Source organism: Pseudomonas sp. RAC1 (genome assembly GCF_030658255.1).
Taxonomy (GTDB): domain Bacteria; phylum Pseudomonadota; class Gammaproteobacteria; order Pseudomonadales; family Pseudomonadaceae; genus Aquipseudomonas; species Aquipseudomonas boreofloridensis.
On sequence record NZ_JAUTXS020000024.1, the window covers coordinates 65,446 to 85,017 of the forward strand.

The window sequence follows — 19,572 nt, forward strand, 5'->3', positions numbered from 1 at the left end:
CATGAAAAAAATCTATCGCTAAGGTTGGCTTAATCAATTTAGCTTCTTGACCGCTGCTGCCTAAGGTTGCCGTTGCATAACAACGACCATGACCCTCAGGAGTGTCTGCCATGAAGCCCGTGACGTCCCCCTACCCCGCCAGCCGCCTGCTGTTGACGGCCAGTTTCTGCGCCAGCCTGTTCTGCAGCGCTGCCCAGGCCACCCCACTGACCCGCGATAACGGCGCGCCGGTGGGTGACAACCAGAACTCACAGACCGCCGGTGCCAATGGTCCGGTGCTGCTGCAGGACGTACAGTTGCTGCAAAAGCTGCAACGCTTCGACCGCGAGCGCATTCCAGAACGCGTGGTGCATGCCCGCGGCACTGGCGCCCACGGCGAGTTCACGGCCAGCGCCGACCTCAGCGACCTGACCTCGGCGAAAGTCTTCCGCCAAGGTGAGCACACCCCGGTATTCGTGCGCTTCTCAAGTGTTGTGCATGGCAACCACTCGCCGGAAACGCTGCGCGATCCACGCGGTTTCGCCACCAAGTTCTATACCGCTGACGGCAACTGGGACTTGGTCGGCAACAACTTCCCGACCTTCTTCATTCGCGATGCGATCAAGTTCCCCGACATGGTCCACGCCTTCAAGCCCGACCCTCGCACCAACTTGGACGACGACTCGCGTCGCTTCGACTTCTTCTCCCACGTACCAGAGGCCACGCGTACGCTGACCCTGCTGTACTCCAATGAGGGCACGCCGGCCAGCTACCGTGAGATGGATGGCAACAGCGTGCACGCCTATAAACTGGTCAACGCCAAAGGCGACGTGCATTACGTGAAGTTCCACTGGAAGAGCCTGCAAGGCCAAAAGAACCTCGACCCACGGCAGGTGGCCGAAATCCAGGCCCGCGACTACAGCCACATGACCCACGATCTGGTGACGGCGATCGGCAAGGGCAACTACCCCAAGTGGGACTTGTACATCCAGGTGCTCAAGCCCGAGGACCTGGCCAAGTTCGACTTCGACCCGCTGGACGCCACCAAGATCTGGCCTGACGTGCCCGAGCGCAAGGTGGGCCAGATGGTGCTCAACCGCAATGTCGAAAACTTCTTCCAGGAAACCGAACAGGTGGCCATGGCGCCGTCGAACCTGGTGCCTGGCATCGAGCCCTCCGAAGACCGTCTGCTGCAGGGGCGCCTGTTCGCCTATGCCGATACCCAGATGTACCGCATTGGCGCCAACGGCCTGAGCCTGCCGGTCAACCGCCCGCGTAGCGACGTCAATACCGTCAACCAGGACGGTGCGATGAATGCCGGCCACACCCAGAGCGGCGTCAACTACCAACCCAGCCGTCTGCAACCCCGGGACGAACAAGCCAACGCCCGCGCCGTGCAGATGCCCCTGAACGGTAGCACCCAGCAGGCGAAGATCCAGCGCGAGCAGAACTTCAAGCAGACCGGTGAATTGTTCCGCTCCTACAGCAAGAAAGACCGTGAGGACCTGATCCAGAGCCTCGGCGAGGCCTTGGCGATCACCGATGAGCAAAGCCGCTACATCATGCTCTCTTACTTCTACAAAGCCGACAGTGACTACGGCACGGGCCTGGCCAAAGTGGCCAAAGCCGACGTGCAGCGCGTGCGCGACCTGGCAGCGCAGTTGAAGGACTGACCTCAGGCGCCAGCCCTGGCGATTGGCCGGGCTGGCCTCCACTGCTTGCAGGAGCCCCATCATGCTCAAATGGACCACTGCACTCTGCCTGTCCCTGTGCGCGCTGTGCGCTCAGGCCGGCGACCCGCCGCCGGTACAGGATCAACTGCGCGACTATTTCCTGGACGCTGCCCGGCGCGGCGACCAGGCCATGCTCGAAGCGTTCGTCAAGGCGCACTATGACCTCGATGTGCAGGACAGCACCGGCTACACCGCGCTGATTCTTGCCGCCTACCATGGCCACCTGGCGGCGGTCGAGCAACTGATAGACGCCGGCGCCAACCCGTGCACGCAGGATACGCGCGGCAACACGGCATTGATGGGCGCGATCTTCAAGGGCGAAGTCCGCATCGCTCGGCGTCTGATCGAAGCGCCGTGCAGCACGGACCAACGCAACGGCGCCGGCCAGACCGCAGCCATGTATGCCGCCTTGTTCAACCGTCAGGATCTGCTGCAGGCATTGACCGAGCACGGCGCTGACCTTCAAACCCAGGACGCACTGGGCAACAGCGTGGACAGCCTGAGCAGAGGTGAGCTCAATGGCGGCCAGCGCCGCTGATCTGGAGCGCCGAGCGAGCGTCCTTCTTCCACGGGCAGGCTTTGGCAATGTGCTACTCTGCGCCGCGCGCGCCGGTGTGAAATCGGCTGTCAGCTCGAAGGAAGCGGGGCCTCAAGGCCCAGGTCAGATCAGGACTCCCCACTCATGCCGTTCTACAAGAGCATCAGCTCGCTACGCGCCCTGGCCGTAGTGTTCGTCGTTCTTTATCACTTCAAGATTCCCGGTTTCGACGCTGGCTTCATCGGGGTCGACCTGTTCTTCGTGATTTCCGGCTTCCTCATGACCCGCTTGATCATCGGCGGATTGCAGGCCGAACGCTTTTCCCTGATCGCCTTCTATGCGGCCAGAGCCCGAAGGATCATTCCCGCGCTGGCACTGCTGTGTCTGACGCTGACCCTTCTCGGGTACTTCTTCCTCGCCACCGACGACTATCGAGAACTGCTGCGCACCATCAAGGAAAGTCTGCTGTTCTCTTCAAACCATTATTTCGCCCGGGACGGCAGCTACTTCGATGCGCCCTTGCATGAAAACTGGTTGCTGCATACCTGGTCGTTATCGGTGGAATGGCAGTTCTACCTGCTCTACCCGCTGATTCTGATGGCGCTGGCCAAATGCTGCGCGATGCACACATTGAAGTGGCTGGTCGCGGTGCTGGGCGTCTGTTCGTTAGCCCTGTCATCTGTCTACAGCGTCAGCCATCCCGTGGCCTCATTCTTCTTTCTGCCCACGCGGGCCTGGGAAATGATCGCCGGCGGCCTGGTATTCCTGTTTCCACTGAGCCTTTCGCCCCGCGGCAAAAGCGTCTGCGAAAGTGCAGGGCTTCTCGTCATTGCCGGGTCGATGATCGTGCTATCGGCAGATACGGCGTGGCCGGGTTACATGGCGCTACTGCCCGTGATCGGCGCAGCATTGGTTATCCAGGCCAACGCCAACAGCGCCTTCGCCGTTACGCCCCCTCTGCAGTATCTCGGCAAGATTTCCTATTCCGTTTACCTGTGGCACTGGCCGCTGGTGGTAGTGCTCTACACCTGCGGCCTGCTCGACAGCACGACGGCCGTCGGTTGTGCGATCCTGCTGACGCTCGCGCTCGGCGCACTGTCCTATCACGCCTTCGAGGCCAGGACCCGCACACTTACCCGTCCCGCACTGGGATTGCTGAGGTACGCAGGCATCGGCGTGCTGGTCACCGCGATCGCGGTGATCACAGGCTCGGTCATCAAACACCAGCCTGCTCTGCGCTGGGTGCAAGACGAAGAGCAACCGCACTATAAAAGCGTGCTCTACACCCAGCACTGCAACAGCAACGCCTTCGGCGCCGATGAGTGCGTGCTGGGCGAAGGAACGATCAACGCCATCATCCTCGGCGACAGTCACGCCCAGTCCACCGCTGCCGCATTGATGCTGGAAAACCCAGGTGCTGCGCTCGGCTGGGCGCGTGCAGGCTGTCCGACCCTGCTCGACTTCCAGATGGGCAACAAAGAGGTCGAAGAGCAATGCAAACGCTTCAATGCCGACAAGTTCTCTCAACTTGAACAGGCTTACCCAGGCGTGCCGCTCTTTCTGTTCAGTCGCGCCGGGCTGTACTCGGACCAACGCCGCCACAGCGGCTACAGCCTGTACTTCGCTGGGAACACACATCAGAAAGCGCCGGCGTACGAACGATCGTTCATCCAGGCCTACACCGATACCGTCTGCAGCCTGGCCAAACAGCGCCCGGTGTATGTGCTCAAACCGGTTCCAGAAATGCCGTTCAACGTGTTCAAGGGCCTGAACCTGCACAAGCGCATCTTTGGCGACAGCACGGATATCTCAGCGCCCTTGGAGGATTATTTCGAACGCAATCGGCTGGCACTCAAGGCTATCGAGACAGCCACGGCGCACTGCAATGTCATCGCCCTCGACCCCGTGCCTTACCTGTGCCCTGACGGCGAATGCCTCGGCTCGAAGGACGGCGTGCCCCTTTATTTCGATGACAATCACTTGGTGGATGCTGGCAATCAGCAAATACGCCGAGTGTTCAGCGGGCTTTTGAACAGGCCGTAGTGCCGCGACGCTGTCGCCAATCCCCAGTGCCAGCATTGACATACGCAGCGCATGCAAAATAGCATACGCTGCGTATGTCAATGACCGAGGCACGCTCCATGCCGCCACAGACACGGCGCACTCGCGCCACGATGATCGAGCAAACCCGCGCCAAGCTGCTGGAAACGGCGCGCCTGGCGTTCGCCACCAAGGGTTTCGCCCACACCTCCATGGATGACTTCACTGCTGAAGCCGGGCTGACCCGCGGCGCGCTCTACCACCACTTCGGCAACAAGGAAGGCCTCCTGCTGGCCGTCATCGAGCAAATCGAGGCCGAGGTCGCCGAACGCTTGCAGGCCGTTGCGGACGCGGCGCCCACCCCCTGGGAAAGCTTTCGCCGGCGCTGCTGCACTTACCTGGAGTTGTCGGTGGAGCCGGAGATTCGCCGCATCATCCTGCAAGATGCGCGTGCCGTGTTCGGCGATGTTCCACAGGCGGCGCAGTCAGTCGGCATTGCAGCGTTACGGGCCTCGCTGGATGTGCTGGTGGCTGACGGCACCGTCGCTGCGCTGCATACGGAGGTCACTGCGCGCATGCTCTATGGCGCCGTCACGGAGGCATCCTTCTGGATCGCCGAGGTCGAGGATGATCAACAGCCGCGCCTGACCCAGGCCCTTCAGGAACTGGAGCGTCTGCTCACTGGGCTCAAGGCCCACTGAAGACTGCCTAGTCCTGTCGACTCACGAGGTACCTACGATGCAATGGCGTAACACCGCAACGGGCTTTGGCGTGCTGGCCAAATTCTTCCACTGGACGACCGCTGCGGCCTTCATCGCAGCCTACATCGTCGTGTACTACGTGATCTGGTTCATGGACGACACGTCCGAAGAATCCTTGCCGGTCCTCAACATCCATTGGGCGCTGGGCCCACTGATCGGATTTCTCGTACTCCCGCGGTTGCTCTGGCGGCTACTGGAAATCCAACCCCATGAGCCACCCGGCTCCAAACTCGAGCATCGGCTTGCCCACGTGGCGCATTGCGGCCTTTACAGCCTGATGATCGTACTGCCGCTGACCGGCTATCTCGGCACAGGGGCGCCCACAGACTTCGGCCTGTTCAGCGTGACCGGCTTCGACAGCACGGCACTGTTCGCCTGGATCAGCAAGACCTTCGATCTGAGCTACGAAGCGTTCGAAGCGCCCTTGGATGTCGTCCACCATTTCCTCGGTAAATGGGTGGCCTGGGTCGTGGTCGCGCTGCACATCGCCGCTGCGGCCTTCCACCATTGGGGACGCCGCGATGACGTCCTCAAACGCATGCTGCCCCAGTTCAGACCCTGAAAGCGCCCGACGCGCCCAGGAATAGAGATGAACCGATCACAACGCATGCTGCCGGTGGCCATCACCGTGTTGCTCGCCAATCACCCTGTGCAGGCGCTTGAGTTGTATGCCGACGATGATCGTCACGTGAACGCTGACATCACGGCCGTGTGGGGCACGTTCAACAGCCGCAAGAACTACGACGGCACCTCGGGCGGCTCCACATGGCGTGAAGGGTTCATCAAGTACGGCCTGAGCGCGGACCAACGCCTGGGCGCAACGAGCGCGCTGTATGGCAGCCTGAACTGGGTAAGCTCCGGCACCTGGGGTGATGGCGATGCTGCCGGGAACACGAACGGCTCCGAACGCACCACCAAGATCGAGGACGCTTTTCTGGGCTGGCGCTCGGGCGACCTGTTACCTGCGCTGGGCAAGGACGGCATCGACTTTTCCGCAGGCCGCCAGACCCTGCGCGTGGGCAGCGGCTTTCTGATCAACGACGACGGTCCGAACCTGGGCAAAGGCCCAGCCGAGGGGACATTGAACCGTGGTGGCGCTTACTACCTGGCGGCACGTCACGCGTTTGATCGCACCGCTCGGCTCAGAATCGGCGGTGATGACGGCCTGCATGGCAGCCTGCTGTGGCTGAAGTCCGACAATCGCGCCCAGGCCAATACCGAATTGGCCGCCGGCACCTTGGACTACACCCACGCACTGGGCACCCTGGGGCTGACCTGGATTCACGGCCTCGACGTGGACGACCGCTGGGCCAGCGTTTCACAGAGTGCTCGCAAGGACATGGACGTGTACAGCCTTCGAGGTGAAGGCAATGCGGGCATCGACAACGCCCACTTCGCGTTTGAATACGCACACCAGAACACACGCGGCGGTGCTGAGCAGGCGTGGTATCTGCAGGCTGGCTACGGCTTCGACCAGTTGCCTTGGACGCCGCAGATCACCTATCGCTACAGCCGCTATTCAGCCGGCTGGGATTCGCTGTTCAGCGGGCTGGCCAGCGGCTATGGTACTTGGCTGCAAGGCGAAGTCGCCGGAAACTATGCCGGCCCCTTCAACAGCAACACTGGCGTGCATCATCTGGGGCTCAAGGCAACGCCCAGGAGCAACCTGACGGTTGGCGCGCTGTACTTCGAGTTCGATACGTTGCGCACCCGCGAGCGACCAAACCTCGCAGCCAGGGAACTGGACCTGTATGTCGAATGGGCGATCAACGATCACTTGATCGTCACCCCGCTGGTGGGTCTGTATCAGCCGCGCAAGGATGAGCACGATGGCGGCAATCAGGTGGGCGGCAGCGGTACCAACCTCTATAGCCAGTTGGTGGTGGCCATGCCGTTTTGAAGCGCTCCGAGGGAAATACGGATAGCTGGACACGAAAAAGCCCGCCAATGGGCGGGCTCCTCGTATGAATCTCACCGGCTGCGAGATGGGCATCAGCACGGGTGCGCCTTGCCGCTGTCTCTCACCAACCGCTGTGAAAATGGTGGGTCGTGTAGGATTCGAACCTACGACCAATTGGTTAAAAGCCAACTGCTCTACCAACTGAGCTAACGACCCGTTGGATGGCGCGTATATTACTGATTTCTCACATGAAATCAACACCCCATCGTATTTTTTTCAAAAATAACGTGTCGGATCCGCGACCCCTGCGGCCTTGAATCCCTCGGCACGCAAGCGGCAACTGTCACACTTGCCGCACGCGCGGCCGTCGTCGTCAGCCTGATAGCAAGACACGGTAAGGCTGTAATCCACACCACGCGCCACGCCCGCCTGGACGATCTGGGCCTTACTCAAATTTTGCAGCGGTGCCTGGATCCGGAATCCCTGCCCTTCAACGCCAGCCTTGGTGGCCAGATTGGCCATGCGCTCGAACGCTTCGACGAATTCGGGGCGACAGTCCGGGTAACCCGAATAGTCCACCGCATTGACGCCAATGAAGATGTCCCCCGCTTGCAACACTTCGGCCCAGCCCAACGCCAGCGAGAGGAAGACGGTATTGCGTGCCGGCACATAGGTGACCGGAATCCCTTCTGTGGGCGCCTCGGGCACATCGATACTGCTGTCGGTGAGCGCCGAGCCGCCGATGCCATCGAGATTCAAGCCAATCACCTTGTGCTCGACCACCCCTTGGTCGCGGGCGACGCGCGCCGCTGCGTTGAGCTCGGCTCGGTGGCGCTGGCCGTAATCGAAGCTCATGGTGTAACAGCTGTAGCCGTCAGCCTTGGCCATCGCGACCACCGTGGCCGAGTCCAGCCCGCCCGACAGCAGGATCACTGCGCGTTTATCAGTCATGTCGTTTACTCTCTTGATCAGCGTCCAGGTTCGTCATTCCACAGCAACTTGTGCAATTGCAGTTGGAAACGAACCGGCAGGTTGTCTGCGATGATCCAGTCGGCCAGATCGGCCGCGCTCACTTGGTGATGGCTTGGAGAAAAGAGCACCTCACTGACGCGTTGGTCGAGGTTGTACTGGATCAACTTGGATACGGCCCAGTCATAGTCCTCGCGCGAGCAGATCACGAACTTGACCTGATCGTTGGCCGTGAGGTGATCGATGTTCGCATAGAGATTGCGATGAGCCTCCTGCGAGCCTGGAGTCTTGAGGTCGACCACGCGGCTGACACGGGTATCCGCCTGCGAGATATCCAGCGCTCCGCTGGTTTCCAGCGAAACTTCGAAACCGGCATCGCACAGGCGCTTGAGCAGAGGCAGGGCATTGGGCTGAGCCAAAGGTTCGCCGCCGGTCACGCAGACATAGCGCGGACGATAGCCGGCAACCTGCTCCAGGATATCGTCCAGAGTGCGTACGGTGCCGCCACTGAATGCGTAGGCGCTGTCGCAGTACTGACACCGCAATGGGCAGCCGGTGAGACGCACGAATACGGTGGGCAACCCAGCCGTGCGTGTTTCACCCTGCAAAGAGTAAAAGACTTCGGTGATGCGTAATGTGTCTTGCATGATCGCCACGGGCGTGACAGCTATACAGGCTGACCGCCTCCGTCAGGCACTGTCACGGACTCGACATGGCGTTATCCGCGACAGCGTATTTACGAAAAAAGGGCACAGAGTCTAACGAAAAAACCCGCGACGGGCGCGGGTTTCTTTCGAACGGTAACGCTCAGAGCTTCTGCAGATCGCGCTGTGCCAGTTGTGCGGCTGAGGTGCCAGGATACTGGTTGATAACCTGCTGCAGGATACCCTTGACCTTGTCCGTATGGCCCAGGCGTCGCTCGACGTCAGCCAGTTTGTACAGGGAATCAGGAACCTTGCTGTGCTTTGGGTAAAGCTGACTGACCTTGGCGAAAGCCTGGCTGGCACCTTGTAAGTCGCCTTTGGCCAGATTCACCTCACCCAGCCAATACTGCGCGTTTCCGGCGTACTGGCTATTGGGGTACTTGCGCAGGAAGGCCGCGAAAGCCTGGCTGGCCTTGTCGAAGTCTTTCTGCTTGATCAGATCGAAAGCGGCGTCATAGAACAGCTTTTCTTTCGCCGGATCGGCTGGCTCGGCATTGGCTGCCGGTTGCTGCGCGGCGCTTGCACCGGCAGCAGCACCTGCGGCGCCGGAGGCACCACCGGTGGAGGAATTATCGGGTGTTGCGGCGGGTGCAGCGGCTGCACCGCTGTTGATGCGCTTGTCCAGATCCTGGTAACGCTCCAGGTTTTCCTGCTTCATGCGCGACACATCGTTCTGCAGCTCTTCGATGATGCCTTGCTGGCGGGAGATCTGGTCCTGCATCTGTTGCAGCTGCAGGAACAGCTGGCCCTGCGCGGACGCAGGAGCCGAAGCCCCTGCGCCGGCATAGGCGCCGCTCGTGCCATAACCCGAGGGCGGATAGCTGCCCCCGTTGTCATCTACTACAGGAACCGCAGCCAGTGCCGAGAGCGGCAGGCTGAGGGCGAGGACGGTTACTACACGGCGGCCCATACGCATGAGAACTTACTTACGCAGTTCTACGCGACGGTTCTGAGCCCAGGACTGCTCGTCGTGGCCGGTGGCAACCGGACGCTCTTCACCGTAGGAAACCAGTTCCAGCTGAGCAGGGGAAACGCCCTGCAGAACCAGGTAGCGCTGAACGGCCTTGGCACGACGCTCACCCAGAGCCATGTTGTACTCGCGGGTACCACGCTCGTCGGTGTTGCCTTCCAGAACAACGCGATTGCCGTTGGCTTTCAGGTCCTTGGCGTGAACGTCCAGAGCGCGCATGGCTTCTGGCTTCAGGTCCGAGCTGTCGTATTCGAAGTAGAAGGTGGTGATAGCGCGCAGAGCGGCTTCTTCGCTCAGGGAACCGTCGACAGCGCCGGTGTTTGCACCGTAGCCAGCGTTAGGATCAACTGCTGCGCCTTCGCCAGCATTGTCACCGCCCTTGGAGGAGCAACCTACGGCCACAGCCATGGCCAGAGCCAGCGCAGCGAATTTACCAAACTTCAGCATTTCCATCGTGAAACTCCTAATGAAACCCCAGTGTGTTAAGCAATATTGTTACGCCGCAATCAGTTCAGGTAGGGGGACCAGGACGGTTCTCTGACTTCGCCTTGAGCGGTAGGAAGTGGGAGCCTCACACGGCCGTTAAGCGACACGAGCATCAAGACTCCCCGGCCCTGCTGGCGGGTGGCGTAGATTAGCATGGTGCCGTTGGGCGCAACAGTGGGAGACTCATCAAGACTGGTTTCGGAGAGAATCTTTACACTTCCGCGCTGCAAGTCCTGTGCCGCCACCTTGAAGTTGGTGAAACCGTCCTGACGATGGATCATCACCAACGTTTTTTCATCTGCCGAGAGTTTCGGGTTGGCGTTGTAGTTACCGACGAAGGTCACACGCTCGGCACCACCACCGCTGACCGACGTTTTGTAGATCTGCGGCTTGCCGCCACGGTCGGAGGTGAAGTAGAGGGTGTTGCCATCTTTACCCCAGAACGGCTCGGTGTTGATGCCCGGGCCAGCAGTGACGCGGCTGATCTGACGCGAGCCCATGTTCATCACGTAGATGTCGGGGTTACCGTCCTTGGACAGCACGAACGCCAGGCGATTGCCATCCGGCGACCAGGCCGGCGCGCCGTTGAGGCCTTCGAAGTTGGTGATCTGCTCACGACGACCGGTGTCGATGTTCTGCACGAAGATGCGCGGACGTCGCTGCTCGAACGAGACATAGGCGATGCGCTTGCCATCGGGTGCGAAACGTGGCGACAGGATCGGTTCGCGAGACTGCAGCAAGGTCACCGCACGCGCACCGTCATAGTCGGACCGCTGCAGGGTGTAGCGGGTATTGTTGGTCGAGAAGCGCTCGGCGGTCACGTAGAGCATACGTGTGGAGAACGCGCCCTTGATACCGGTGAGTTTCTCGAACGACTGGTCGGCGATGTAGTGCGCCATGTCACGCAACTGATCGACGCTGCCGCCGACGCTGCCGGTCAGCACCTGCTGCTCGGTGGCGACGTTGAACAGCGCGTAGCTCACCTGCAGGCGACCGCCTGAAGGCACCACGTTGCCGACCATCACATACTGCGCGCCCAGCGCCTTCCAGTCACGGAAGATGACTTCGCTGGCCTGGGTCGGCTGGCTGATCATGTTCTGCCGTGGAATAGGCGCGTAGTAACCCGAGTTACGCAGGTCGTTACCGATGATGTCGGCCATGTCCTCGGGCAGCACGCTGCCGCCTTGCAGGCCGAATGGCACCACTGCGATAGGCGTTGCCCGGTCGCTACCGCTGGTGACCAGGATGTTCTTTTCCTCTGCCACCGCCATGCCTGCCACGCAGCAGAGCACGACCAGCAGTCCTCTCAGACGTTTAATCACAACGCAAGATCCTCAGGTGTAAATGTCATCTTGAACGAACGATACGGATTGAATTCGTTCGGCTTCAAGCCCTGCATTTCAGTCAATCGGCCGATGTTCTTCACCGCCGCTACCGCCGAGCTGTCGAACGGCCCGTCGCCACTGGACTTGGCCACACTCACGTTGGTGATGGTGCCGTCCGGGAGCATGTTGATCTGCAGCACGACCGTCATGCCTTTGCGAGCCGAAGGCGGCCTTGCCCAACCTTCGGCAGCGCGCATACGGATAAGGTCATCGAAATCACCCGCCACTTGGTCGCCCTGCTCGTCGGCCAGCGCCTGCTGTCGCTCGGTGGTGTCGGACAACAATTCGGCCAGCGCCTGCGCCTTCTTGTCCTCAGCCGCCTTGCGAGCCGCTTCCTGGGCCTTTTTCTTCTGCGCATCCGCAGCGGCCTTTTTCTTGGCCTCCTCGGCTGCTTTCTTTTTCGCGTCCTCGGCTGCCGCCGCTTTCTTCTTGGCGTCCTCGGCCGCTTTTTTCTTGGCGTCTTCAGCGGCTTTCTTCTTCGCCTCTTCGGCAGCCGCTTTCTTGGCCTCTTCCTCAGCCTGCTTCTTGGCTTCGTCCTCGGCCTTCTTCTTGGCGATGTCGGCCTGCTGTTTCTTGGCCTCTTCTGCCTTCTTCTGCTCGGCTGCTTTTTTCGCGTCGGCGGCCTTGGCAGCTTCTTCGGCTTTCTTGGCCTCAGCGGCCTCACGTGCTTCTTCGGCCTTTTGAGCAGCGTCGGCTTTCTTTTGTTCCGCCGCCTTCACCGCTTCCTGCTCGACCTTCTTCTGCTCCATCTGCTCGACTTCAGTCTGGCGCGAGGCGGTTTTCTTCGCCTCCCCGGCAATCTTCTGATTGGTCTGGGTGGTTGCCTGACTCTTGGACTTGAGCTGATAGAGCGTAGCCTGAACGATCGGTTTGGACGGCGGCAGGTCAGGCGTCATGGCGAAGCTGACGAACAGCAGGGCGAAGACCAGGACATGCAGGCCGATGGCCCAGACGCTGGGCCAGAAGTAGCTTTCCGAGGCGGATGGCTCTCGCTGTTGCATCAGGGCGCCTCGGTAATCAGGCCAACGTTACCGACACCGGCCTTCTGCAAACCGCCCATGGCGCCCATCACTGCGCCGTAGTCGACGGCCTTGTCACCGCGGATGAACACCTGGGTCTGCTTGCCCTGGTCACGACCAGCAGCGATGATCTTGGTCACCGCGCCGGTCATCTCTGGCAGTGTCATGGCCTTGGCCATCTGCTTGTCGGTATCGACTTCGCTGCCCAGGTTCCAGTAGTAGGTCTTGTCGGCCTTGATCGAGATGGTGAGGATCTGGACGTTGTTGTCCTGCGGCAAGGCTTCGCTGGAAACCTTGGGCAGGTCGACCTTCACGCCCTGGTTGAGCATGGGTGCAGTCACCATGAAGATGACCAGCAGCACCAGCATCACGTCGATGTAGGGCACCACGTTCATCTCGGCGACCGGCTTGCGTTTGTGGCGAACTCGGGCCATGGATGTCTACCTGATTACTCTTCGCTGGTGTGCACTTTGCGGTGCAGAATCGCCTGGAACTCGTCGGCGAACGTGTAATAGCGACCGATCAAGGTCTCGCTGCGCGCGGCGAAGCGGTTGTAGGCGATGACCGCAGGAATCGCGGCGAACAGGCCGATCGCAGTGGCGACCAGCGCCTCGGCGATACCCGGAGCCACAGTGGCCAGGGTCGCTTGCTGGGCGCTGGCCAGTCCGCGGAAGGAGTTCATGATGCCCCAGACGGTACCGAACAGACCGATGTACGGACTGGTGGAACCGACAGTCGCCAGGAACGGCAGGCTCTGCTCGAGCTTTTCTTCCTCGCGCGAGATGGCCACGCGCATGGCGCGCCCTACGCCTTCCATGACCGCATCAGGGTCGACCCCCGGCTGCTGACGCAGGCGCGAGAACTCCTTGAAACCGGCACGGAAAACCTGCTCCACACCGGAATCTGGATCAGGGTTGCTGCCTGCCTGACGATACAGTTTGGACAGGTCGATACCCGACCAGAAGCGCTCCTCGAAAGCGTCCAGCGCACGACGACCGGCGCGCAGCATGGTGCTGCGCTGGAAGATCATGATCCAAGAGGTCACCGAGGCTGCCACGAGAGTCAGCATCACCAGCTGAACCACCACACTGGCATTGGCGACCAGGCTCCACATGGAGGTATGGTCGACGACGTTTGCTTCCACGCTTATTCTCCTGCATTCGATTGAGTACCCGAGCCGTGCGCGATGAACGCGTCGCGCAGTTCGACGGGAATGGCCCGGGGTTTGAAAGTGTCGGCGCGCACGGCGGCCACCAGGAACTGCCCTTCGCAGAGCAGCGTTTCATCCTTTTCCCGCCACACCTGCTGCACGAAGCGCAGGCTGGCGCGATTGAGTTCAAGCACTTGCGCAGTCACTCGAAGCGCATCGTCCAGTCGCGCAGGCGCATGATAGCGGGCCTCACTGGAGTGGACGACGAACAACAGGCCCTGCTCTGCCAGCTCAAACTGGGAAAACCCCAGATGGCGCAGGCACTCTGTGCGAGCACGCTCCATGAATTTCAGATAGTTGACGTAGTACACCACCCCACCCGCATCGGTATCCTCGTAATAAACCCGACAGCGATGTGCGAACGGCTCTGGCCGATTTTGCGCGCGCATACTCTAGTGCTTACTCCTCAGCTTGCCAATCCGCTCCGGCAACTGTTTTTTTGCCTGGAAATGGGATGATGTTCGCTCTGCCTCAAGGTGCTGGCGCTATGACCACGAAATGCCCGATTTGATCGATTACAGATCGTCAGGATCGGAAAATTCTCCTCCCTCGGCAAAGCGTCCAGGAATGTTCAGACCAAAATGCAGGTAGGCATGGCGGGTGACCACACGACCGCGTGGCGTGCGCATGATATAGCCCTGCTGAATCAGATAAGGCTCCAGCACATCCTCGATGGTATGGCGCTCCTCGCTGATGGCCGCAGCCAGGTTGTCGACGCCCACCGGACCGCCGTCGAACTTCTCGATCATGGTCAGCAGCAGGCGTCGGTCGGAGTGATCGAAACCGCGCTCGTCCACGTCCAGCAGGTTGAGCGCCATGTCAGCGATGTCCTTGCTGATCTGGCCTTTGCCGCGAACCTCGGCATAGTCACGTACACGGCGCAGTAGCCGATTGGCGATACGTGGCGTACCACGGGCACGACGGGCGATCTCGAAGGAGCCCTTGTCTTCGATGACCAGACCGAGAATGTGCGCGGAGCGGCTGACGATGGTTGCCAGGTCTTGATTGCTGTAGAACTCGAGGCGCTGGACGATACCGAAGCGATCGCGCAGTGGATTGGTGAGCATGCCAGCGCGCGTAGTGGCGCCGACAAGCGTGAAGGGCGGCAAGTCGAGCTTGATCGAGCGCGCCGCCGGCCCTTCACCGATCATGATGTCGAGCTGGAAATCCTCCATGGCGGGATAGAGCACTTCCTCGACCACCGGAGACAGGCGATGGATTTCGTCGATGAACAGCACATCGTGCGGTTCCAGGTTGGTCAGCATCGCCGCCAGGTCGCCAGGGCGCTCAAGGATGGGGCCGGATGTGCTCTTGACCGAAACGCCCATTTCATGGGCGATGATATTGGCCAGCGTGGTCTTGCCCAAACCTGGCGGACCGAAGATGAGAGTATGGTCGAGCGATTCGTGGCGGCCGCGCGCGGCCTGGATGAACAACCCCATCTGCTCGCGCACGACTGGCTGGCCGATATAGTCGTCCAGGCTCAAAGGACGGATGGCGCGGTCCTGGACCTCTTCGCGATCCCGCCCGCTGGCGGCGATGAGACGGTCGGCTTCGATCACTTGACGATCATCCCCTTGAGGCTGTGACGGATGAGCTCTTCACTGCTCATGCTCGCCTTGTCCTTGATCGCCGACACCGCCTTGCTCGCTTCCTGCGGCTTGTATCCCAGCGAGATGAGAGCACTGACCGCATCGGCTTCGGCGCTGGAGGCGCTGGCCACCGGCAGCGGCCCATCGGACACCAGGGTGAACATGGCAGGCGACGACTCCCAGGCCTTGAAGCGGTCCTTGAGTTCCACCAGCAGGCGCTCGGCGGTCTTCTTGCCAACACCGGGCACACGCACCAGGGCAGAGGCGTCCTGAGCCTGCACGCAGCGCACCAGCTCATCCACCTCCAGGCCCGACATCAGTGCCAGCGCCAATTTCGGACCGACACCATTGAGCCGGATCAGCTCGCGGAACAGCTCGCGCTCGCGTTTTTCGAAGAAACCATAGAGCAGGTGAGCGTCCTCGCGAACCACCAGATGGGTATGCAAGGTCACCGTCTCACCGACCTTGGGCAGGCGGTACAGCGTCGTCATCGGCACCTCCAGCTCGTAGCCCAGGCCATTGACATCGATAATCAGGTGCGGCGGCTGTTTCTCCGCCAGGGTGCCACGCAAACGTCCAATCACGTTCCGATCCTTTCTCTAGACTGCCCGGCCAGTGACCGGTCAACCCTATCAGCAAATACGGCGGGTGAACGCGCCACCCGGACAAAATGTGTATCAGCGCATGAAGTGGTTACAGGCGCAAGCGGCCTGCGCGTCGACGCGCAGTCGTCAGGCCGTGCGGCACCAGACTGGAGCGTGTATGGGCGTGGCACAGGGCGATCGCCAGCGCATCGGAGGCATCGATCTGAGGTTTCTGAGTCAGCTTGAGCAGGTGCATCACCATCAGCATCACCTGCTCCTTGTTGGCCCCGCCGCTTCCGGCCACCGATTGCTTGACCTGACTGGCGGTGTATTCGGCGATCTCGAGCCCCGCCTCGGCGGCAGCGACGATGGCGGCACCACGGGCCTGGCCCAGTTTGAGCGCCGAGTCGGCGTTGCGCGCCATGAACACCCGCTCGATGCCCATGGTGACGGGACCGTGCAAGCGGATGACCTCGCTGACACCGCGAAAGACGATCTGCAGCCGCTCATGCAGCTCACCGCCGCCAGTGCGGATACATCCCGAAGCCACGTACTCGCAGCCACGCGGCGTATGGCGTACAACGCCGTACCCGGTGATGCGCGAACCGGGGTCGATACCTAAAATCAGCGTCATAAGGCCTGCAGTTGTCAACACGTTGCGTCGGCTGCTTCGCTGCGGCGACTTGCCCGCGAAGCAGCCCTGAAGGCCAAGGAAACCTTAGCCGAGTTTGTCCATGATCTCGTCGCTGATCTGCGCGTTGGAATAGACGTTCTGGACATCGTCCAGGTCCTCGAGCATATCGATCAACTTGAGCACCTTCTGTGCAGCGTCTTCATCCAGCTCCGCACTGGTGGTCGGCTGCATGACGATTTCCGCGTCCGCAGCCTTGAAGCCGGCCTCCTCCAAAGCGCTACGCACGGCGTAGAAAGCGCCGAAGGAGGTGAAGACATCGAAGGAGCCGTCGTCATTGCCGACCACATCATCGGCATCGGCCTCCATGGCCGCTTCCATCAAAGCGTCTTCCTCGACACCCGGCGCGAAGCTGATCTGGCCTTTGCGCTCGAACAGGTAGGCCACCGACCCATCGGTGCCCAGGTTACCGCCGCACTTGGCGAACGCGTGGCGCACGGCGGCAGCGGTGCGGTTGCGGTTGTCGGTCATGGCCTCGACCATGATCGCCACGCCACCCGGACCATAACCTTCGTAGCTGAGCTCTTCGACGTTGTCGCTTTCGTTGGTGCCGGCGCCCCGCGCCACTGCGCGATCGATGATGTCGCGACTCATGTTGGCACCCAGGGCCTTGTCCAGCGCCAGGCGCAAACGCGGGTTGGAGGCCGGATCGCCGCCGCCCTGCTTGGCCGCGACGGTCAGTTCGCGGATCCACTTGGTGAAGATCTTGCCTCTCTTGGCATCCTGGCGTTCTTTGCGGTGCTTGATGTTCGCCCACTTGGAATGACCGGCCATAACGACTCCAAATTCTTGAAACAAAAACAGGTTCCGCCCCGAAGGGCGGAACGCGAAGAATCCTGCGCGACAGCGCGAGGCGCCCCGCTCACGGGGCGCGCAGATCGATCATTCGACCTTGGTCTGCTCACGCAGGCGGATGTGCAACTCACGCAGCGCCTTGGCATCGACCTGGCCTGGAGCCTGGGTCATGACATCGGCGGCGCTCTGGGTTTTCGGGAAGGCGATCACTTCTCGGATCGACTGAGCGCCGGTCATCAGCATGACCAGGCGATCCAGACCGAAGGCCAGACCACCATGGGGCGGCGCACCGAACTTCAGGGCATCGAGCAGGAAGCCGAACTTCTCTTCCTGCTCCGCGGCCTCGATGCCCAACAAGCGGAACACGGCCTGCTGCATTTCCTTGCGGTGGATACGGATCGAACCACCGCCCAGCTCAGTGCCGTTGAGCACCATGTCGTAAGCGCGCGACAGGGCACCGGCCGGATTGGCTTCGAGCTCTTCAGGGGTACACTTGGGCGCGGTGAACGGGTGGTGAAGTGCGCTGAAGCTACCGTCATCGTTCTCTTCGAACATCGGGAAGTCGACGACCCACATTGGCGCCCACTCGCAGGTCAGCAGATCGAAATCGTGACCCAGACGGATGCGCAGCGCGCCCAAGGCTTCACTGACGACCTTGAACTTGTCGGCACCGAAGAACACGATATCGCCATCGACCGCGCCGACGCGATCGAGGATCACCTCGAGGTTGGCCTCAGGAATGTTCTTGACGATGGGCGACTGCAGGCCTTCGACACCCTTGGCACGTTCGTTGACCTTGATGTACGCCAGGCCCTTGGCACCATAGATGCCGACGAACTTGGTGTACTCGTCGATCTTGCTGCGCGGCATGGCAGCGCCGCCCGGTACGCGCAGGGCGGTGACGCGGCATTTTGGATCGTTGGCAGGACCGGCGAAGACCTTGAAGTCGACATCCTTCAACTGGTCGGCGACATCCACCAGTTCCAGCGGGTTACGCAGGTCAGGCTTGTCGGAGCCGTAACGGCGCATGGCTTCTTCGAAGGTCATGTGCGGGAAGTCGCCGAACTCCAGATCCAGCACTTCCTTGAACAGCTTGCGGATCATGCCCTCGGTCAGGCCCATGATCTCGGACTCGTCGAGGAAGCTGGTCTCGATGTCGATCTGGGTAAACTCTGGCTGGCGGTCAGCGCGCAGGTCTTCGTCGCGGAAGCACTTGGCAATCTGGTAGTAACGGTCGAAACCCGCCACCATCAGCAACTGCTTGAACAGCTGGGGCGACTGCGGCAGTGCGAAGAAGCTGCCGGGGTGGGTGCGGCTGGGCACCAGATAGTCGCGGGCGCCTTCTGGCGTGGCGCGAGTCAGGATCGGCGTTTCGACGTCCAGGAAGCCGTTTTCGTCGAGGAAGCGGCGGATGCTGCTGGTGATGCGTGAACGCAGACGCAGCTTGTCGGCCATTTCCGGACGGCGCAGGTCAATGAAGCGGTACCGCAGGCGGGTTTCCTCGCCGACATCGGAATACTCGTTCAGCGGGAACGGCGGCGTTTCGGCTTCGTTGAGCACGTTCAACTGATAGCCCAGCACTTCGATGGCGCCGGAGGCCATGTTCGCATTCACTGCGCCGTCAGGACGCTTGCGCACCTTGCCGGTGATCTGCACCACGTACTCGCTGCGCACGCGGTCGGCGGCGGCGAAGGTGTCGGCGCGATCCGGATCGAACACGACCTGGGCCATGCCTTCGCGATCACGGATATCGAGGAAGATCACCCCGCCGTGGTCGCGACGACGGTGGACCCAGCCGCAAAGGGTGACTTCCTGGCCGTCCAGGCTCTCGTTCAGTTGGCCGCAATAATGGCTGCGCATCATGATCGTGGTTTCGCTTCTCGTGATTCGTGTAATCGGTGGCGGTCTTGCATGCCCTAAAGGCTAATAGTGCAAGACCCTGTCGCTGCAATTCAACTCAGTCGGCCTTGTCGCCGGCCAGGTTCTTTTTCGCGCCGGTCTTGAAGTCGGTTTCATACCAGCCACTGCCGCTCAGGCGGAAGCCGGGAACCGAGAGCAATTTCTTCAAGGCGGGTGCCTGGCAGGCGGGACATTCGGTCAACGGCGCTGCGCTGATCTTCTGCAACGCCTCCAGGCGATGGTCGCAAGACGCGCATTGATAGTCATAAAGGGGCATGGAGGTCTCTCGTCAACCACAACGCAGGCTGCCATGGCAG

21 protein-coding genes and 1 tRNA gene are annotated in these 19,572 nt (G+C 61.1%); 6 read left to right on the plus strand and 16 right to left on the minus strand.

Features of this window, described 5'->3' with window-relative positions; genetic code table 11:
* Window positions 1-110 precede the first annotated feature (110 nt).
* The 6 genes from katB (at window position 111) to Q7C30_RS06750 (ending at window position 6,951) form a co-directional block, all read left to right on the plus strand.
* A complete protein-coding gene (katB, locus tag Q7C30_RS06725; RefSeq protein WP_317871065.1) occupies window positions 111-1,652 on the plus strand; it encodes a catalase KatB in 1,542 nt (513 codons plus the stop codon).
* Between the two features lie 61 nt (window positions 1,653-1,713).
* Entirely contained in the window at window positions 1,714-2,250 is a 537-nt protein-coding gene (locus tag Q7C30_RS06730; protein WP_317871066.1) for an ankyrin repeat domain-containing protein, read from the plus strand.
* Window positions 2,251-2,394: 144 nt separating this feature from the next.
* Window positions 2,395-4,293, plus strand: a complete 1,899-nt coding sequence (locus Q7C30_RS06735; protein WP_317871067.1) for an acyltransferase family protein — start codon at window positions 2,395-2,397, stop codon at window positions 4,291-4,293.
* Between the two features lie 98 nt (window positions 4,294-4,391).
* Window positions 4,392-4,991, plus strand: a complete 600-nt coding sequence (locus Q7C30_RS06740; protein WP_029611885.1) for a TetR/AcrR family transcriptional regulator — start codon at window positions 4,392-4,394, stop codon at window positions 4,989-4,991.
* Window positions 4,992-5,028: 37 nt separating this feature from the next.
* A complete protein-coding gene (locus tag Q7C30_RS06745) occupies window positions 5,029-5,613 on the plus strand; it encodes a cytochrome b (RefSeq protein ID WP_317871068.1) in 585 nt (194 codons plus the stop codon).
* Between the two features lie 27 nt (window positions 5,614-5,640).
* Window positions 5,641-6,951: a hypothetical protein gene (locus Q7C30_RS06750; protein ID WP_317871069.1), complete on the plus strand. Its 1,311-nt coding sequence runs from the start codon at window positions 5,641-5,643 to the stop codon at window positions 6,949-6,951.
* Between the two features lie 140 nt (window positions 6,952-7,091).
* Here Q7C30_RS06750 and Q7C30_RS06755 read toward each other — a convergent pair.
* The 16 genes from Q7C30_RS06755 to Q7C30_RS06830 all read right to left on the minus strand — a co-directional run bounded on the left by Q7C30_RS06755 (window position 7,092) and on the right by Q7C30_RS06830 (window position 19,532).
* Window positions 7,092-7,167 (minus strand) — tRNA-Lys (locus tag Q7C30_RS06755).
* A 60-nt stretch (window positions 7,168-7,227) separates the two neighbouring features.
* Complete coding sequence (queC, locus tag Q7C30_RS06760; protein ID WP_317871070.1) at window positions 7,228-7,902, minus strand: 7-cyano-7-deazaguanine synthase QueC; 675 nt, start codon at window positions 7,900-7,902, stop codon at window positions 7,228-7,230.
* Window positions 7,903-7,919: 17 nt separating this feature from the next.
* A complete protein-coding gene (gene queE / locus Q7C30_RS06765; RefSeq protein ID WP_317871071.1) occupies window positions 7,920-8,567 on the minus strand; it encodes a 7-carboxy-7-deazaguanine synthase QueE in 648 nt (215 codons plus the stop codon).
* A 160-nt stretch (window positions 8,568-8,727) separates the two neighbouring features.
* Complete coding sequence (gene ybgF / locus Q7C30_RS06770; protein ID WP_039579477.1) at window positions 8,728-9,540, minus strand: tol-pal system protein YbgF; 813 nt, start codon at window positions 9,538-9,540, stop codon at window positions 8,728-8,730.
* 6 nt (window positions 9,541-9,546) lie between these two features.
* Window positions 9,547-10,047: a peptidoglycan-associated lipoprotein Pal gene (gene pal / locus Q7C30_RS06775; RefSeq protein ID WP_029611891.1), complete on the minus strand. Its 501-nt coding sequence runs from the start codon at window positions 10,045-10,047 to the stop codon at window positions 9,547-9,549.
* A 53-nt stretch (window positions 10,048-10,100) separates the two neighbouring features.
* Complete coding sequence (tolB, locus tag Q7C30_RS06780) at window positions 10,101-11,351, minus strand: Tol-Pal system beta propeller repeat protein TolB (RefSeq protein ID WP_240327016.1); 1,251 nt, start codon at window positions 11,349-11,351, stop codon at window positions 10,101-10,103.
* A gap of 47 nt (window positions 11,352-11,398) precedes the next feature.
* A complete protein-coding gene (tolA, locus tag Q7C30_RS06785; RefSeq protein ID WP_317871072.1) occupies window positions 11,399-12,466 on the minus strand; it encodes a cell envelope integrity protein TolA in 1,068 nt (355 codons plus the stop codon).
* The gene (tolR, locus tag Q7C30_RS06790) at window positions 12,466-12,918 is read right to left on the minus strand and encodes a protein TolR (protein WP_029611894.1); all 453 of its coding nucleotides are present in this window, start codon (window positions 12,916-12,918) and stop codon (window positions 12,466-12,468) included. The genes tolA and tolR overlap by 1 nt, the downstream gene beginning before the upstream one ends.
* 14 nt (window positions 12,919-12,932) lie before the next feature.
* Window positions 12,933-13,628 (minus strand): protein TolQ, encoded by a 696-nt coding sequence (gene tolQ, locus Q7C30_RS06795; protein WP_039579479.1) that lies wholly within the window; start codon window positions 13,626-13,628, stop codon window positions 12,933-12,935.
* Window positions 13,629-13,630: 2 nt separating this feature from the next.
* Window positions 13,631-14,083 (minus strand): tol-pal system-associated acyl-CoA thioesterase, encoded by a 453-nt coding sequence (ybgC, locus tag Q7C30_RS06800; protein WP_029611895.1) that lies wholly within the window; start codon window positions 14,081-14,083, stop codon window positions 13,631-13,633.
* Between the two features lie 126 nt (window positions 14,084-14,209).
* A complete protein-coding gene (gene ruvB / locus Q7C30_RS06805; RefSeq protein ID WP_317871073.1) occupies window positions 14,210-15,256 on the minus strand; it encodes a Holliday junction branch migration DNA helicase RuvB in 1,047 nt (348 codons plus the stop codon).
* Window positions 15,253-15,870, minus strand: a complete 618-nt coding sequence (gene ruvA, locus Q7C30_RS06810) for a Holliday junction branch migration protein RuvA (protein ID WP_317871074.1) — start codon at window positions 15,868-15,870, stop codon at window positions 15,253-15,255. Before ruvA ends, ruvB begins: the two co-directional genes overlap by 4 nt.
* Window positions 15,871-15,979: 109 nt before the next feature.
* Window positions 15,980-16,504, minus strand: coding sequence for a crossover junction endodeoxyribonuclease RuvC (gene ruvC / locus Q7C30_RS06815; protein WP_029611898.1), 525 nt, complete (start codon window positions 16,502-16,504; stop codon window positions 15,980-15,982).
* 84 nt (window positions 16,505-16,588) lie between these two features.
* Window positions 16,589-17,335: a YebC/PmpR family DNA-binding transcriptional regulator gene (locus tag Q7C30_RS06820; RefSeq protein WP_039579483.1), complete on the minus strand. Its 747-nt coding sequence runs from the start codon at window positions 17,333-17,335 to the stop codon at window positions 16,589-16,591.
* Window positions 17,336-17,443: 108 nt separating this feature from the next.
* Window positions 17,444-19,219 (minus strand): aspartate--tRNA ligase, encoded by a 1,776-nt coding sequence (gene aspS, locus Q7C30_RS06825; RefSeq protein WP_039579485.1) that lies wholly within the window; start codon window positions 19,217-19,219, stop codon window positions 17,444-17,446.
* A 94-nt stretch (window positions 19,220-19,313) separates the two neighbouring features.
* Complete coding sequence (locus Q7C30_RS06830; protein ID WP_039579487.1) at window positions 19,314-19,532, minus strand: zinc ribbon domain-containing protein; 219 nt, start codon at window positions 19,530-19,532, stop codon at window positions 19,314-19,316.
* Window positions 19,533-19,572: the final 40 nt, after the last annotated feature.